This is a genomic window from Prosthecobacter gellanilyticus (assembly GCF_007992435.1).
GTDB classification, from domain to species: domain Bacteria; phylum Verrucomicrobiota; class Verrucomicrobiia; order Verrucomicrobiales; family Verrucomicrobiaceae; genus Prosthecobacter; species Prosthecobacter gellanilyticus.
Window position 1 is genome coordinate 39,544 of record NZ_BKAG01000034.1, and the last position, 15,864, is coordinate 55,407.

The following is a 15,864-nucleotide window of genomic DNA, read 5'->3' on the forward strand; positions in this document are numbered from 1 at the left end:
TTTTGCATGGAACGTCACTCTTAAAGCTGCGAGGGAGTTCCCGGGATTGGCCAATCATCCAGCTTGTCAGGCCCCCGATGCTCGCTAGTTGCCCGCCCGCCCATGTCCTCCCGGTTCTCTCTAAGTCATCTCATCCTCAGCATTAGCCTCACTGCGGCATTCGCCCATGCCCAGCTCGGCGTCTCTCCTTCTCAGAACGCCGCCTTCCTCTCCGAACTGCGTGGTCGTGATAAAGACCACTCCAAAGACAGTCAGGATGTGCTGGGCGACCATCGCCAGCTCCTGGAGCGCGGACGTGAACTCTCCCGTCCGGAACTCTTCAAGTATGGTGGGGTGGACGCTTCGCGGCTTGAGGCCGACATCAGCGGCTTCAACAGCCAGTATCAGCTAGGGCGCAAATACCTTTCCCCCTTCTACAATGGCTGGACAGCCCCTAAGCCCTCCACGCAGAACCCCGAAGGTCTGACACTCGGCACCGCGCTCCAACTGGATGTCCAGAACTACAATTTATGGCTCGACCGGACGCCTAACCTTGTTTTCTCTCCCACCTTCCTCTGGGATGGCGTCTATAAGATAGACGCCAATCAAACCTTCACCTTCACCGGCGGCCTGCAGTTCAATATCGAGGGGGATAACGAAAAGTATGACTCCGAATACTGGAGTGACGATTTTGGCTTCGCCCTGCTCCCTGGCACCAGCATCGCCTATGATCTGGATCTCGATTCGCTGCATGTGACCGCCTATGACCGCGTCAGCGCCCGTCCCTATCTCGGCATGCTGCAAAATGACCTCGGTCTTGCTGCCACCCTGGATCTTAGCTCCCGTCTCTCCTGGACGGTGAACTATACCTTCTCCAAGACCTTCGATGTGGATGGTGCCTACGGCTCATACATCCCCGGCATCAACTTTGACCAGCACGCCATCTCCACCGAGCTTGTCTTTGAGCACAGCTCCAGCCTGGATCTCGGTCTGGAAGGCGCGGTCACCTGGTACAACCCAGATAATGAGGAGACCGGCGGCACGGCACCCGCCTTTGATGACTGGAGTGACAGGGCTCTTAATGCACAGTTCTACAATGTCGGCCTCTTTGGCGCCTGGCGTCTCACGGACAACACCAAGATCCGCCTCGCTGGCGGTGTCCAGACATCCCGCACCTACGGGCGTGTTGTCAGCAATGACCTTGATCAGCCACAGTCGGACATCAGCAGCCCCTACTACTCCCTCGCCATCAGCCAGCGTCTGAGTGACGAATGGAGCCATGAGCTTGCCGCAGGTTATGAGAACGTCCTCAGCCTTGGCGGCTTCTACTCCCGCGCACACTACGTGAACTACGGCGTGACCGGCAAGGTGCGTGAAGGCGGCCAGCTCACCGGCAGCCTCTTCTATGAGCGCTTTCACTCACCAGCGTCTCGCGGATATAGAATAGGAAACCCAGTATCTACCACGGGTGTCGACCTCCACTACTCTCAAGAAATCACCGCTCGCCTGACCATGGATTTCAGCGGTTCGGTGGTCTGGGGCAATGAGGAAGGCACGGGACAATTGGATGAGACCTTTCAGTACATGGCAGGTATCGGCGCCCGTTATGCCCTCACAGACCGCACCCAGTTGAGTCTGAAGCTCCAAGGCTTCATGTTACAATACGACAGGCAATGCTTTGACTCGAGCCGCCTCGTCTTTGGCGTCCGCACCGAGTTCTGACCTGATGCACGGGCCTCACGCCTCCGCATCCAGCAGCGGCATCTCCATCAGCAGAAACGGCACTTCCTCGTGGAAGCCCCGTTCCAGCACCACACCGCCGCGTTGCTTGTAAAAAGCCAGCGCCCGCTCATTCGCCTCCACGCACTTCAGGTGCAACGGCCAGGCATACCGCCGCTGCGCAAACTCCAGCAGCCGGCTCCCCGTGCCCTGGCCCTGATGCTCCGGCGCCACAAACAAGTGATGCACAAACGAGTCCGGCACCCAGATCGCGATGAGCCCCAGCACCTCCCCATCTCGATCCTCCACAAAGACCTCCTCATCCTCCGAGTCCCGTTTGAAATCCCCCTCCCGGATCGTCGCCACATCCATCCAGTGAAACTGCGCCCGCCGCGCCTCATTATAAATGCGGCTCAGCGCTGCTTCATCATCGGGGTCAGCTGGACGGATCTGGATCATCGAAGCAAAAGATCAAAAGGTCTTAATCCTGTCATCCTGAAATCATGTCAATCCTGTCCAAGTGGCCAGTGCCATCCATGGACACACCTCATCTCGACCGACCTCGCCCACCCCGGCTTGAGACATCTGAGCCCTCTGCGTTATCTGCGGTTAAAAAAAATCCAGTGCCGCTGCCCACCGGAAGAAATGCTCGCCAATCATCGTTCTCTGGCCTCTCATCCAGCCTCGCCATGAAGATACCCTCCTTCCTTGTCCTTTCCGTCCTCGCCGCCTTTTCACAGGCAGGCGCCGCCACTTTCACGGTCGATAAGACGCCCGCCGGTGGTGCCATTGTGAAGCTGGATGGCGAGTTCCTCACCGAGCTCGTCGTGGACCAGGCGAACAAGACCTACCTCTGGCCCATCATCGGCACCAGCGGCGTCACCATGACCCGCGCCTACCCCATGAAGAAAGTGGACGGCGAGCAGCACGACCACCCGCATCATCGCGGCCTCTGCTTTGGTCATGAAAGCATCGCTGGTTATGACACCTGGGCTGAAGCCGCCACCTTCCCGAAAGGCGCCAAAAACTCCGAGCGCCTCGACCACCTCGGCGCCATCAAGCTGCGTGAGATCACCGAGATGAAAGGCGGCGAAACCGCCACCATCACCACCATCTCGGATTACCTCGATGCCGCCGGCAAAAAGACCTCTGAGGAAGTCCGCAAATACACCTTCGCCGTCAAAGGCGCCAACCGCGTCATCGATGTCGACATCGACCTCATCGCCACGGAAGCCGACATCGTCGTCGACGACAAGAAAGACGCCGGTCTTAGCATCCGCGTCCCCACCGAAATGGCCGTCGATCGCGGCAAAGAAGCCGGCGGCAAAGGCACCGGCAAAATCATCAATAGCGAAGGCGTGACCGATGAAGCCGCCTGGGGCAAGCGCGCCACCTGGGTCGACTACCACGGCACCGTCGGTGGCAAGGCCGTCGGCGTCGCCATGCTGAACCATCCTGCCAGCTTCCGTCACCCCACCCCTTGGCACGTCCGCACCTACGGCCTCTTCACCGCCAACCCCTTCGGCCTCTCCCAGCTCAAAGTGCAGCCTGAGACCGGCGCCATGACCCTGAAGAAAGGTGAGAAGATCACCCTCCGCCACCGCTTCGTCTTCCACGACGGCGACGAGAAAGCCGGCAAAATCGCCGAAGCCTACGCCGACTACGCCCAGGAGAAGTAATCCTCCGCGCATAGGAGCAAATCACATTCCAAGAAGGGGGACCTCACCAGTCCCCCTTCTTCTTTTTTAAAAGCAAGATCGCCTAACAAGGAATGCGTAACCACTGCGCCCTCAGTGCCGAAGTCGCGAAGCGTCCCGGAGTGCGGTGGCAGAGATGCACGGGCCACCGTGCATCGTCGACACCGCTCTGCGCGCACCCACGACCTCCGTCATAGAGCCTCATCCCGAACGCTCACCCGTACCACCCCATTCCAATGGGGTGGAGCCCCGAAGCTCTCTCGAGCCTGCCACCATCTCAAACAGCGCAGTCGAAAGAGTGACCCCTTCCGGAGCCCCAAAGGGGCAAGACAACAAAGCGAAGGGCAAGTTGGCGCAGCCAACGCAGCCCTGGAGAAAAGCCCGCATCATCTATCTCAGGCTTCAGAGCCCTGTAATGGCGAGACAGACAGCTCGCATCCACCCACAACCTCTCCATCGCTCTCTAAAAATTCGCCTGCCCCCATTCGTCTGCCGGAAAATCCCCCTCGATCCGAGGCTCAGGATAAGAGCAGCGTCTTTCCGCCGCCTCAAGCCGCCATCTTCTGCATCCCCAGATCCTTCAGCAGCTCCGCCAGATCCGGCGTGTACCGCACGATCTCATGCGCCAGCATCTCCAGGCGCGTTTCTGAGCGCCAGGATCCCCGCAGGCTGCGGTCAGCATCGTCCAGGTCATGGGTCATCGTGATATTGAAGACCATGGTATCACTCTGAAGTTCGAGTTGCGTGGGCATGAGGATCTAGGAGGTTAGGGCGGGTGCCGCCGTGGGCGTCACGTCACCATTTTGAACAATGAACTTCCTCCGGGTCAGCGCCCCATCCTTGATCTTCTGCTCGATCGCCTGGCCGAGCAGCAGACGTGCTGCTTCGGACGGGCTGCAGCCATACATCCCATCGGCTGTCAGGTCCTCCAGATACATTTTGATCTGCGGAGTGACAGCGATGGTCATGGTGACCGATTCAAAGCTGTTGGTAGGGCGTGCCATTCGAAGGTGGTTAAAACCCGGAATTAACCCAATAATAACCGGCTCAAACGGGAGTCGCAAGATTGAACTGGGTTTTTCTCGGGTTAAAACCGGCCAAAAATCACCTATTTAATTAATACATGTTAAACAACTGGGCGCTTTTGAGCCCATTTCGGTCATTTTTGAGAGTCCCGATGGATCAGTGAGTCTTCGCCCGTTCACTGCCTCCCCATGAAAACCCGGTTTTTATTCCCCGCACTCCTCACCCTCGCCACCCCCATGCTCCTCACCGCCGAAGACGGCTGGCAGGAATGGTTCAAGGACGGCCTGGGAGATGCCAAGGTCGTCAGCGGCACCGCCTCTTATAAGGTGGAGGACGGCGTCCTCATCGGCACCACCGTCGATGGCAGCCCGAACACCTTCCTCATGAAAGGCCCCTTCAAGGACTTCGAGCTCCAGTTCGAGGTGAAGGTCGATAACGAGCTCAACTCCGGCGTCCAGGTCCGCAGCACCCTCGCCAAAGAGGGCGATAAAGCCCCCGAAGGCAGCAAGGGCGACAAACCCCTCCCTCCCGGCCGCCTCTATGGCCCGCAGTGCGAGATCGCCACGAACGGCACCGCCGGTGACTTCTATGACGAAGCCCGCCGCGGCACCTGGTGGAGCATCCTCACCAAGACCGAAGCTGTCCGCACGGAAGAGTCCAAGGCCGCCTTCAAGAAAGACAACTGGAACCACTACCGCATCGTCGTGAAGGGAGACCACTACCAGAGCTTCGTGAACGGCGTCAAAACCGCCGACTTCACCCAGCCCGGCGACCCCGAAGGCAACATCGGCTTCCAGGTCCACGGCATCAAAAAAGGCACCGGCCCCTACACCGTCCGCTGGCGCGCTGTGAAGTTCAAGACCCTCTGATCCAGCCAACCTAGGTCACCCTCCAGCCCTCAACCGTCTCCAAACGGTTGAGGGCTTTTTGTTAGGCGCAGTCGCGAAGCGTCCTGGAGTGCGGTGGCAGAGATGCACGGGCCACCGTGCATCGTCGACACCGCTATGTGCGTGCTCATGACCTCCCTACCACCACAGCCTTGGAGCGCTACATGCCAGTGTTCGCCTCCTCGTTTTTATCGCCCTCATCATATTCATACCGCGGCGGCGCATACTCACTCTTGATCCGCGCGATGATCTTATCCTCACGACTCCTGGCCCACTCAGGAAACTGAATGGACGAAAGATCAATGATGCGGTGAACTTTTCCGACGAGCATCTCTGCGTAGATCGTGATCCTCTTCCACTCACCCTCCACCTTCTCCTCGTAGAAGATCTCATCTCTTCCAGATGATCCCACGCGCCATCCCCGGCGTTCATTCCTTCTCCTGGTGATGAGTCCTTGAATCAGTCCCCAGATGATCACAGAGAGCACCAACACACCAAAGGGAAGAGGATAGGTTTGGGCGGTCCAAATAACGCCCATACCCGCGATGACGAAGACAGTCAGCGGAATAACAAGGTGTCGTAGGAGAGCTTTCATCGATGAAGATGAACGAGTTGAGATCTAATCCCAAAGCACCTGAAAAACACTCCCCTCCACCGCCAAACCAATTTTGCGTGCAGACACCTTCCCCACCCCGTCCGCCCCGAACCCGCTCAAAGCCTCCCGCTCACTTGCAGACAACTCCTTCGCCACCAGATACACCTCCGAGGTCGCCACATCATCATCATACGGCAGCACCCACACACTGTCCGGACCATGCGCCTTCGCATAAGCCCGCAGCCACTTCGCCAGCTCCTGGGAAACCTCCTCATCCTGGTTCGGCGCCACTACCGCATCCGGAATCGCCAGAAACTCCTCCAGTCGCATCAGCGCCAGCGTCCCACTGCTGACACCCGCACCCGGCGACGAACCCCGACTCATATCCCAGGCAAAGTGAGCCCCCCACCCCAGCACCGCCCCGATCACCGGCCCCAGCACCATCGCCTCCCGCCCCGTCAGCACCGCCAGATAAGTCCTGCAAAGATAGACCACCGCAGCACCCACCAGCGCCCCCGCCAGCAGCGAGCCCCACTCCTGCAAACGCATCTTCCAAAGCTGCTGTTGGCCTTCAGTCATAGTGGGAAAGGTAAGTGTTGAGTCAAACAACGTGCTGATGAGCATCGTGAGGCTACACGGCTACATATCCTTCTGTCCAATGATCCTTCCCGAGCTCGTATTCGTTGATGTGGAAGCCCTGCATGTCCGTGGCGGAGCCTGATTGAGGATCCACAATCTTGGGATGATCACAAAAGCCAGGCTGGCCCCTCAAACGGTCAACGGCTTGAACTGCATCCACTCGGGTAAGGTAGGCTCCGATCATTTTCACATCATCGACGTCACCCGGAAGTGTGTGCATGTGTTGAAGAATGAAGACGCTTTTCATGTGGGTGGAGCTCTGAAGGATCACGGAGCTGAGAAAGGGCGGTTTTCTCGAAGTGCCGTGCGCCACGCATGGTAGTCACCATTCGGACCACGTTCCAGCTCAGAGGCAAGTTGCTGCCATCGGGCAAACTCCATGAGATCAGCCATTTCAGAGAGTGCCGTCTCTGACAATTCATCCTCCCATAAATCAATCATCAGGTCCGCTATCACTCCGTCAAAGCTCACTCCACTGAACCAATATTCACGAGGCGCTTCGAGAGACAGCTTGCAGAAAGATCGGTCCAGCGAGTCAAAAGCAGTCACTATTGTCCCGCATTCCCAAAGCGGAATGAGTGGGCGAGGCAATGCTGAACCTCGAGTTAATGACTTGTGCGGGCTTTCGCAACGATAGGCGAGCTCAGATCGTGAAGCAGTGCCATCAAAGAGTAGCAATACGATGGCGGGTAAACTCAATTGAATGAGCTCGGCCCGAATGGAATCACGATCGCGCACAGAAGCAGTCACAAGATTTCACCGGCCTCGATTTGTTTCACCACCCCCACCTCCACCCCATACACCATCCCGCCCACCACCTCATCCCGCGCCCAGTCCAGCGTCGTCGTCGTGATGATCTTCTGCGTGCCGGGAGGCAGCAGGCCTAACAAAGCACGTCGGCGTTGCGCATCCAGCTCGCCAAACACGTCATCGAGCAGCAGCAGCGGCGGTTTGCCAGCGGCTTCCTCCAGCACACGTGCCTGCGCCACCTTCAGCGCCAATGCAGCGCTGCGTTGCTGACCTTCGGAGGCATAGGTGGAGGCATCCAGACCATTGAGAGTCAGCGTCAGATCATCCCGATGCGGCCCCGCTGCGGTCTGCCGGTTGCGACCTTCCTCGTCACGACGTGCGGCCAGTTCCTCGGCGAGACTGGCTCCCGAAAACCCCGGCACATAACTCACCTCCACGGCTTCCGCGCCGGTGCTCAGATCATGATGCACCTTCGCCACATGCGGCCTCACCGAATCCATCAAACTCTGCCGGCGATCCCGCAGCACCTGCGCAAACTCATCCATGACCCCGGCAAAAGCATCCGCCTGCCGCCACTGGATCACCGCGTCACGCTTCAGCACATAGTTGCGACCCCGCACCGCGCGCTCATAGCCACGAAGCGCCTTCAGATAATCCGGAAACATCTGGCTCGCGGCAAAGTCCAGATACCGCCGCCGATGCTCCGCACCACCGCGCAGCAGGTTCATGTCCCGATGATCCATCCACACCACCAGACCGCTCTGCGCCAGGTAGTCTCCCGACCTTCCACACACCGCTCCGTCGATGGCCAGCCGCCGCGCCGTGGCGGACTGCGCACAGCGCACTTTTTTACCATCCAGCGTGCCCTCCACCAGCATCGTCGTCGCCCCCAGGCGGATCAGCTCGCCCTTCTGGCTGGTGCGCGGGGACTGCAGCCGCAGCAGCACACAGGCCGCCTCCATAAGCGATGTCTTCCCCTGCGCGTTCCGCCCGATGAACAGCGTCGTCTCTGGATGCAGCGGCACACGGCACTCCGTGAAGCAGCGGAAATCTCGGAGCAGTAGGTCGGACAGCATGCGGGAGCAGAAGGCGGGGGAAAAGGGCAGGGGACGCGTAGATACGCGGGTGGCAGGGTTTTCGGTTGAATTGGCGGGCCTGGCGGGCATGGGTCGTGGTCCAGATCATGGCCACTTTCCGCACCGTTAAAGGCTTCCGCGACTTCTTCCCCGAAGACTGCGCTCTCCGCAATTACATCTTCGACACCTGGCGTCAGGTGGCGCGCCGCTATGGCTTCGTGGAATACGAGGCCCCGCTGGTGGAGACCACGGACCTTTATCGCAAAAAAAGCGGGGACGAGATCACCAGCCAGCTCTTCTGCTTTGAGGACAAGGCCGGCCGCGAAATCTCCCTCCGCCCTGAGGTCACCCCCTCCCTGGCCCGCATGGCCACCACCCGCCAGCGTGACTACAAGAAGCCCATGAAGTGGTTTCAGATCGGTTCCTGCTTCCGCTATGAGGAGCCCCAGGAAGGCCGCTCACGAGAGTTCATCCAGTTCAATGCCGACATCCTCGGCGATGCCAGCTCCGGCACAGATGCCGAGCTCGTCGCGCTCGCGGTGGACGTCATGCTCGCCTTCGGCATCAAGGCCGAGGACTTTGTCATCCGCCTGAGCAACCGCCAGATCTGGACCCAGTATCTCACGGAGAAAGCCGTGCCTGAGGAGCACGCCACCACCTTCCTTTCCATCATCGATAAGATCGAGCGCGCGAAGCCCGAGGACACCGCCGAGAAGCTCTCCAACATCGGCCTCAGCCTCGAAGACGTCCGCGCCTTCATGACCGCAGCGGATGAGAATCACCCCATCTTCGCCACCCTGCGCGCTGATCTCGAGGCCCGCGGCCTGTGGCAATACGTCCGCATCGATGCCAGCATCGTCCGCGGCCTCGCCTACTACACCGGCACCGTTTTCGAAGTCTTCGATCTCAAGCACGGCCTGCGCGCCGTCGCCGGCGGCGGCCGCTATGACAAGCTCTGCGCCCTGATGAGCGATGGCAGCGTGGACATGCCCTCCGCAGGTTTTGCCATGGGAGATGTCGTGCTCGGCATCCTCCTTTCCAAAACCCCCGGCGCCCAGTTCGGCATCACCGACTACCTCAATTCCCAAATGGGCGTGGATGCCTACGTCGTCGTGGCTGATGAAGCCCAGCGCGCTCCCGCTCTTGCTGCCGTGCAGGCCCTGCGCGCTGCTGGTGTGCGTGTCGACTTCGCCATGACCGCCCAAAAGGTCGGCAAGCAGTTCCAGGCCGCTGAGAACGTCAAAGCCCGCTTCGCCCTCGTCTTCGGTGCCGAGTATCCCCAGGTGCAGATGAAGAACCTCGTCAGCCGCGAGCAGACCATGGTCGCCGCCGAGGACCTCGCCTCCACCGTCGTCCAGGCCGTGAAGCAACCGTTGGTAGGCAAGCTGATCGCTTGATCTGTTGGTGAGGTCGAAAGGCCTGTCTGGTCGTACCACCCCATTCCGATGGGGTGGAGGGAGTCCGGTGTAGTCGCGAATCGATCGAAAATTCTCACCCTCCCCGATACACACTCACCCAGTCCTTGAAGAAGATCATCTGGCTCTTCAGCCGGCGCTTGCGGAAGATCCCCTGACCTTCGCGATCCGCCTCCGTTCCTTGCTTGGAGTTAGGCCCCGTGTTGCCTTCGATCGTCAGGATCGCATTCCCCAGATCACGCTCCACGATGCCCGTGTGCCCGATGCGCCAGCGCCGCTCCTGCTCGATGTAGTGCAGCACGCCAAAGGTGTCCGCAGGCCGCGCCATGTAGCCGCTGTTGGAGGCCCAGTAGTTCCCATACACCATGTCCGAGGCACGCGCCGTGCGCGGATACAGACTCGGAAAGCCGGACTGAATGCCCACGAAATGCACAAAGGCGGCGCAGTAAGGTAGCTGCCTCCCCTGCAGGCCCACGGTCGATAAAATAGCGTCGATGTTCTGCCCGTCATTCTTCCCTGTGGCCTCTTTCCAGCCCACGTAGCGGCTCGCCTCCCACACCACACGACCGCGCACCTGATCCATCGTGCTCACCGGATTTTGCATCGTGGCATAAGCCGGCACCTGGTGATCATACGCCGGCTGCATCGGCATGTTCGGCGCGGGTGTCATCGCCATCACGGCCAGCGCCAGCACACAGATCACCGCATACGGCCAGTTCATGCGTCACCTCCGGCGCCCAGCGCGGTGATTTTCACAAAGGTCCAGATCAGCACCGTCATCACCGCCACCAGCATCCACAGGCGATGCGGCGCCGGCACGCCATGGAAGTCCTGGCGGAATTTTTCACCATCCAGATACTCGGACAAAGTGGGGAAGCTGAAGTGAAAGATCAGCCACACCGTCATCACCGCAAACGACGTGCCCAGGGTGCCAAACACCAGCACATGCACCATGCCGAAGTCACTCACCGCCGAGGTCGGGTCCACCTTCTGGATGAAGTAAGGCACGATGCGGAAGGCCGCCAGCAGCAGACACCAGATGAGGATGTCACGCACGTTGTTCAGCAGGAAGCGGAGGGAGAAGGGCCGCTTTCTGGGAGCGGGTTCGGGCGGTGTCGGAGAGGCGGGAGCTTCGGGTTCACTCATGACACCTCATCCCTAGCGGAGGCACTCGCGGCGGGTCAATGCCCAAGTCAGGATTCTTGACACCTCGCGCATCCGCCTGACCATGCATTGCCCCCTGCATGAGCCTCGCTGATCCACTGCCAGACCGCCCACGAATCGCCATTGTCGGTGCCGGAGCCGTCGGCTGCTACTACGGGGGCAGGCTGGCCGAGCACGGCCACGATGTGCACTTTCTCATGCGCTCCGACTATGACGCGGTGATGCGTGACGGCCTGCACATCTCCAGCCCTCTTGGCGATGCCCATCTCCAGGTGCAGGCGCATCGCAGCGCGCAGGACATCGGCCCCTGTGACCTCGTCATCATCGCGCTGAAGGCCACTTCGAATCCCGTGCTGCTGGAGGTCCTGCCTCCGCTCATGCATGACAAGACCTTGTTGTTGACCTTCCAGAACGGTCTCGGCAATGAAGAGTTCCTCGCAGAACATTTTGGAGTAGATCGCGTGCTCGGCGGACTCTGCTTCGTCTGCATCAATCGCACCGCTCCAGGCCGGATCCTCCACATCGCCCAAGGCAGGATCAATCTCGGTGAACACACACGCTCTCCGCTGCCTCGCACCCATGGCATTGCCGAAGCATTTCAAGCCTCGAAAATCGACTGTGTCATCGAGCCCAGCCTCGCCGCAGCACGCTGGAAGAAGCTGGTTTGGAACATCCCCTTCAACGGTCTCTCCATCGCTGCGGGTGGCATCGATACCGCCGCGATCCTCGCTGATCCTGCCCTCGAACAGCGTGTGCGTGATCTCATGCACGAGATCATCACCACCGCGCGCGCCCTCGGGCATGAGGTCTCTTTCGATCTCATCCATGACATGATCGAGCGCACCCGCACCATGAGCGGTTATCGCCCTTCCTCCTTGATCGACTTCGATGAAGGCCGCGAGGTCGAGCTCGAGCCCATCTGGGGCGCTCCCGTGCGCCAGGCTGAACTCGCTGGTCTCACCATGCCTCGCGTGAGCCAGCTTTTGTCGGAACTCCGTTCGCGAATCCAGTCCAGAGCCTCCTGTTCGGACTAATCCGCATCCACTCTATGATTCGCTTGTTGCGTCGTTTGTTATGGCTGGTCTTCAGTCTCGTGGTTCTATCGGTCCTCATCGTGGGTGGGCATCTCTTGCTCGTCTGGTGGAAGGACGGCGCCGGACCACCCCCATGGCCTGAGGCGGGCAGGGGAGACATTGGCCGCTTCGTCGTCGGCAATCCTGCGGAGGTCATCCAGGTGGCTGGAGACCTCGCGGAGGCCGAGGCCCAGCTCAGCGTCCTTGTTTTAAAGGCCGGAAGCACCGGCGGCCATATTGCCATTGCAGGCCGCAGGCACTGCATGGGCGGTCATACCATGGCAGATGGAGCCACTGTGCTGGACATGACCCCGCTGAAGCATGTGCAGGTGGATGCCGCGAACAAGACCATCACCGTCGGTGCGGGAGCTGTGTGGGAAAACATCCTGCTGGAATTGCAGAAGCATCAGCTCGCCGTGAAGGTGATGCAGTCTAACAATGATTTCAGCATCGGCGGATCCCTTTCCGTGAACTGTCATGGCTGGCAGCAGGGTCTGCCGCCGGTCTCCAGCACCGTGCGCTCCTTCCGTCTTGTGATGGCAGATGGCAAGGTGGTCGAGTGCAGGCGCGATAACGAGAACGCCGTGCTCTTCCGCCACGTTCTCGGCGGTTACGGCCTCTTCGGCATCATCACGGAAGCCACGCTCGATGTCGTGGACGATGCCTACTACACGATCAAAAGCGTTCCCGTCACGCCTGCCACCTATCACCAGGAGTTCATGCGCATGACCGCGGATGGCGAGGTCGGCATGGCCTATGGCCGCATTAACATCGCACCCTTCGGCTTCCTGGAATCCGGCACTGTCAACGTCCTGCGCAAAACCAGCGGCAGCGGGATCCCGAAGCTCACCCCCACCGGTCCGGTTGAAAGCCTGAAGCGCCTCGTCTTCCGCGGCTCCGTGGGCAGTGCCTTTGGCAAGCAGATCCGCGAGTGGGGCGAGGGCATCGGCGGTGAGACCACCGGCGGCTGGCGCAGCATCATCCAGTCCGAGCCTGCGGCCAAGTTCGGCAGTTACGATACCGGCAGCTCGGAGATCCTGCATGAGTACTTTGTTCCCGTGGCTCAACTGGATGCCTTCGTGAAAGCCATCCGCCCAATCTTGAAGGACAAGAAACATCCCGTGGATCTGCTAAACATCACCGTGCGCGATGTGAAGCCCGACACTGACACCGCGCTGCCCTATGCCCGCGAGCACGTCTTCGGCCTCGTGATGTTGTTTCATCTGGAGTTAGGCCAGGAGTCCGATCTCAACATGCAGGCCTTCACCCAGAAGATGATCGATGCCGCTCTAAAAGTCGGCGGCACCTACTATCTGCCCTACCGCCTCCACGCCACGCCGGAGCAGTTTAAGGCTGCCTACCCTCAAGCTGAAGCCTTCTTCACCGAGAAGCACCGCTTCGACCCCAAGGGCATCTTCACGAACACCTTCCATCAGACCTACGATCCGAAGTAATTTGAAGCCAAGTCCACAAACAGCATCATCGATCATGAGCCTTTCCCACCTGCAATCCGCATGTCCCGAAACCGCCATCGTGCTCGGCTCGGGACTCGGCAGCGTTGTGGATGACCTCGGCATCGAGGCCGAAGTCCCCTTCGCCGATGTCCCCGGCCTCAGCGCCTCCACCGTTCCCGGACATGCGGGCCGCTTGGTCCTGAGCCGCATCTCCGGCAAGGCTGTGCTCATCGCCCAAGGTCGCCGTCATCTCTATGAAGGTCTCAGCGCCTATGAAGTCACCGCCAGCATCCGCTTCATGCATGAGCTCGGTGTGAAGCGTGTGGTGCTCACGAATGCCGCCGGTGCCATCAAGGAGAGCATGGCCGTCGGTGAGCTCATGCTCATCACCGATCATCTGAATCTTCAGGGCACCACGCCTCTCCTCGGCGGCCCGCACTTCCATGACATGAGCGAAGTCTACTCAGCCACTTGGCGAGACCGCTTCCTCGCCGCCGCTGCCAAACTTCAGATGCCGCTGCATGAAGGTGTGTACGCTGCCTTGTTAGGCCCGCAGTATGAGACCCCTGCCGAGATCCGCATGCTGCGCACCCTCGGTGCGGATGCCGTCGGCATGTCCACCGTGCCTGAAGCCATCCAGGCCCGTGCCCTCGGCATGGAAGTCGCAGGCATCTCCATGCTCACGAACTGGGCCGCCGGCCTCAAGCCGCAAACACTCGATCACAGCGAGGTCGTCGCTGTTGGCAAGCAAGCCTCCGTCCAGCTCGCGAAGCTGCTCGCCGCTGTGCTTTGATCCATCAAGGCTTCGCCACTGCACCAAACGCCGCTTTGAAAGCCTTCGTCGGCGCAGGCCATTCCTTCTCGCGCTGAGTCAACTCGCCAGGATATCCGGAATTGCTGTTCCAGTAGGTGTGAGAGCGCACGTTGTTGGCTTTGAGGAACTCGGCCATGCCCTGGACAAAGACCGCAGAATCTGGACCCCAGGTGCCCCACTCATCGATCTGGAATGGTTTGCCTTTTTGTTGGGCAAACTTGAGCATGCCGCCCACGCCCCACTCGTTGTAGCCATCGTTGACCCGCTTGTCCCAGGCCAGCTTCGCATCGCCTTCCTCCCAGCCTTCGCCGCCCATGGCCTTGGGCTTCCAGTAGACATCATGTCCCACGATGTCCACATACTCATCTCCAGGCCACATCGGGCGCGGATCGCTCGCGCCTTCGGAAGTTGAGAAGCTGAAGCGAAATCTCTCTCCGCCCTTCACACCGCGAAACACCCCGTGGAAGCGCTGCCATGAGGCGATGAAGTCCGGGATCATCGCCTGCTTCGATCCGCCGACACCCCACGCAAACCATTCGCCGTTCATCTCATGGCTTGGGCGGATCACGATCTCATACTCACCGGCGTTATTGCTGAGGATGGACTCCGCCAGACACTTCCAGTGCTCATCATAGCTGCCCGTCTTCGCCTCCGCATAGCTTGTGTCCTGGATGATGATCGGCACATCATACACCAGCCGGCGGTCGCCACGCGCGCCATACACCGTCTGGCTCAGCCAGTCCGCGTAGCGGTAGTTCTCCCACTTGTGGAAATCCACCGTGCATAGGATCACATCCACCTTCCGCCCCAGCCACTTCTCAAAATCCAGCACATGCTGCATGGAGTTCTCGCCATAAACGCCAATCAGGGGCTCTGCTGAGTTTGCGGCTGGGACAGTGCTGATGAGCATCGCCAAGGCAGCGATGATTCGGAGGGCAGAGCTGGCAAGACCTTTGGGTGCAGGGGATGGGATGGCAAACATGGAAGTGTCATCCCTTAAACATCCAAACTCATCCGTCTTCAAGGTCATCCATGATCCCCAGGTCGCCCCTGGCATGAGTGATGGCATCCAACTCTCGCATGTGGTGCGATCTCATGCGTGAGAGGAATTGGACACAGCCTGCCCAACCGACGCAGCCCCTTGCCACAGCGCCCAGATCTTGAACGCCACCTAACCAACGATCATGAGCATCAAAGAAACCTTTCATCACGCGGCCAACCAGGCAGCGCGGGCGCTTGGCAGCCCCTATGCCTTTTTGATCGCTGCCACCGGCGTGCTCATTTGGGCTTTGCTCGGACCCTCCGCAGGTTACTCGGAGACCTGGCAGCTCATCATCAACACCGCCACCACCATCATCACCTTCCTCAGCGTGTTCCTGATTCAAAACACCCAGAACCGCGACAGCAAGGCCATGCAGTTGAAGCTGGACGAAATCCTCCATTCCATCAAAGAGGCGCGGAACGAACTCATCGATCTTGAGGACATGCCCGAGGAGGAGGTGAAGCGCATTGCCGAGCAGCTTCACAATTTGAAAAACAAGCCCTCGGAGTCCGAGGACAAGCCTGGCACCTGACC

Annotated in this window: 19 protein-coding genes; 8 read left to right on the forward strand and 11 right to left on the reverse strand. The window is 59.7% G+C overall.

From position 1 onward, the window contains the following. Nucleotides 1-102: 102 nt before the first annotated feature. A complete protein-coding gene (locus BGE01nite_RS19865; RefSeq protein ID WP_146852905.1) occupies nucleotides 103-1,701 on the forward strand; it encodes a hypothetical protein in 1,599 nt (532 codons plus the stop codon). A gap of 15 nt (nucleotides 1,702-1,716) precedes the next feature. Here the strand turns inward: BGE01nite_RS19865 and BGE01nite_RS19870 are convergent, their stop codons facing one another. Next, on the reverse strand, nucleotides 1,717-2,157 hold the full coding sequence (locus BGE01nite_RS19870; protein ID WP_146852907.1) for a GNAT family N-acetyltransferase: 441 nt from the start codon (nucleotides 2,155-2,157) through the stop codon (nucleotides 1,717-1,719). Between the two features lie 230 nt (nucleotides 2,158-2,387). Between BGE01nite_RS19870 and BGE01nite_RS19875 the strand changes: the two genes are divergently transcribed. After that, entirely contained in the window at nucleotides 2,388-3,377 is a 990-nt protein-coding gene (locus BGE01nite_RS19875) for a DUF6807 domain-containing protein (protein ID WP_170266913.1), read from the forward strand. A gap of 566 nt (nucleotides 3,378-3,943) precedes the next feature. Here BGE01nite_RS19875 and BGE01nite_RS19880 read toward each other — a convergent pair. Together BGE01nite_RS19880 and BGE01nite_RS19885 are read right to left on the reverse strand one after the other, a co-directional pair. Then, the gene (locus BGE01nite_RS19880) at nucleotides 3,944-4,147 is read right to left on the reverse strand and encodes a hypothetical protein (protein WP_146852911.1); all 204 of its coding nucleotides are present in this window, start codon (nucleotides 4,145-4,147) and stop codon (nucleotides 3,944-3,946) included. 6 nt (nucleotides 4,148-4,153) lie between these two features. Continuing rightward, complete coding sequence (locus BGE01nite_RS19885) at nucleotides 4,154-4,399, reverse strand: hypothetical protein (RefSeq protein WP_146852913.1); 246 nt, start codon at nucleotides 4,397-4,399, stop codon at nucleotides 4,154-4,156. A 210-nt stretch (nucleotides 4,400-4,609) separates the two neighbouring features. On the opposite strand from BGE01nite_RS19885, the gene BGE01nite_RS19890 reads away from it, so the two are divergent. After that, nucleotides 4,610-5,290, forward strand: a complete 681-nt coding sequence (locus BGE01nite_RS19890) for a 3-keto-disaccharide hydrolase (RefSeq protein ID WP_146852915.1) — start codon at nucleotides 4,610-4,612, stop codon at nucleotides 5,288-5,290. 178 nt (nucleotides 5,291-5,468) lie between these two features. On the opposite strand, the gene BGE01nite_RS19895 is transcribed toward BGE01nite_RS19890, so the two are convergent. The 5 genes from BGE01nite_RS19895 to recF are packed head-to-tail and all read right to left on the reverse strand — an operon-like array spanning nucleotide 5,469 to nucleotide 8,368. Next, a complete protein-coding gene (locus tag BGE01nite_RS19895) occupies nucleotides 5,469-5,903 on the reverse strand; it encodes a hypothetical protein (protein WP_146852917.1) in 435 nt (144 codons plus the stop codon). Nucleotides 5,904-5,927: 24 nt separating this feature from the next. After that, nucleotides 5,928-6,482, reverse strand: coding sequence for a hypothetical protein (locus tag BGE01nite_RS19900; RefSeq protein ID WP_146852919.1), 555 nt, complete (start codon nucleotides 6,480-6,482; stop codon nucleotides 5,928-5,930). A 52-nt stretch (nucleotides 6,483-6,534) separates the two neighbouring features. After that, on the reverse strand, nucleotides 6,535-6,762 hold the full coding sequence (locus BGE01nite_RS19905; RefSeq protein WP_218033044.1) for a serine kinase: 228 nt from the start codon (nucleotides 6,760-6,762) through the stop codon (nucleotides 6,535-6,537). A gap of 47 nt (nucleotides 6,763-6,809) precedes the next feature. Further along, nucleotides 6,810-7,292: a hypothetical protein gene (locus tag BGE01nite_RS19910; protein ID WP_146852923.1), complete on the reverse strand. Its 483-nt coding sequence runs from the start codon at nucleotides 7,290-7,292 to the stop codon at nucleotides 6,810-6,812. Further along, entirely contained in the window at nucleotides 7,289-8,368 is a 1,080-nt protein-coding gene (gene recF, locus BGE01nite_RS19915) for a DNA replication/repair protein RecF (RefSeq protein WP_170266915.1), read from the reverse strand. The genes BGE01nite_RS19910 and recF overlap by 4 nt, the downstream gene beginning before the upstream one ends. Nucleotides 8,369-8,475: 107 nt before the next feature. Here recF and hisS point away from each other — a divergent pair, with 107 nt between their 5' ends. Next, nucleotides 8,476-9,765, forward strand: coding sequence for a histidine--tRNA ligase (gene hisS, locus BGE01nite_RS19920; RefSeq protein WP_146852927.1), 1,290 nt, complete (start codon nucleotides 8,476-8,478; stop codon nucleotides 9,763-9,765). 94 nt (nucleotides 9,766-9,859) lie between these two features. Here hisS and BGE01nite_RS19925 read toward each other — a convergent pair whose 3' ends face one another. Together BGE01nite_RS19925 and BGE01nite_RS19930 are read right to left on the reverse strand one after the other, a co-directional pair. Next, nucleotides 9,860-10,504 (reverse strand): hypothetical protein, encoded by a 645-nt coding sequence (locus BGE01nite_RS19925; RefSeq protein ID WP_146852929.1) that lies wholly within the window; start codon nucleotides 10,502-10,504, stop codon nucleotides 9,860-9,862. Beyond that, on the reverse strand, nucleotides 10,501-10,929 hold the full coding sequence (locus BGE01nite_RS19930; protein ID WP_146852931.1) for a hypothetical protein: 429 nt from the start codon (nucleotides 10,927-10,929) through the stop codon (nucleotides 10,501-10,503). The genes BGE01nite_RS19925 and BGE01nite_RS19930 overlap by 4 nt, the downstream gene beginning before the upstream one ends. 98 nt (nucleotides 10,930-11,027) lie before the next feature. On the opposite strand from BGE01nite_RS19930, the gene BGE01nite_RS19935 reads away from it, so the two are divergent. From BGE01nite_RS19935 to BGE01nite_RS19945, 3 genes are read left to right on the forward strand one after another with little or no spacing between them, the layout of a single operon-like run. Then, the gene (locus BGE01nite_RS19935) at nucleotides 11,028-11,981 is read left to right on the forward strand and encodes a 2-dehydropantoate 2-reductase (RefSeq protein WP_146852933.1); all 954 of its coding nucleotides are present in this window, start codon (nucleotides 11,028-11,030) and stop codon (nucleotides 11,979-11,981) included. 14 nt (nucleotides 11,982-11,995) lie between these two features. Beyond that, nucleotides 11,996-13,474: an FAD-binding oxidoreductase gene (locus BGE01nite_RS19940; RefSeq protein WP_146852935.1), complete on the forward strand. Its 1,479-nt coding sequence runs from the start codon at nucleotides 11,996-11,998 to the stop codon at nucleotides 13,472-13,474. A gap of 34 nt (nucleotides 13,475-13,508) precedes the next feature. Beyond that, nucleotides 13,509-14,267, forward strand: coding sequence for a purine-nucleoside phosphorylase (locus tag BGE01nite_RS19945; RefSeq protein ID WP_146852937.1), 759 nt, complete (start codon nucleotides 13,509-13,511; stop codon nucleotides 14,265-14,267). A gap of 4 nt (nucleotides 14,268-14,271) precedes the next feature. Here the strand turns inward: BGE01nite_RS19945 and BGE01nite_RS19950 are convergent, their stop codons facing one another. Continuing rightward, entirely contained in the window at nucleotides 14,272-15,270 is a 999-nt protein-coding gene (locus tag BGE01nite_RS19950; protein ID WP_170266916.1) for a glycoside hydrolase family 26 protein, read from the reverse strand. Nucleotides 15,271-15,472: 202 nt separating this feature from the next. On the opposite strand from BGE01nite_RS19950, the gene BGE01nite_RS19955 reads away from it, so the two are divergent. After that, nucleotides 15,473-15,862 (forward strand): low affinity iron permease family protein, encoded by a 390-nt coding sequence (locus BGE01nite_RS19955; RefSeq protein WP_146852941.1) that lies wholly within the window; start codon nucleotides 15,473-15,475, stop codon nucleotides 15,860-15,862. Nucleotides 15,863-15,864 lie beyond the last annotated feature (2 nt).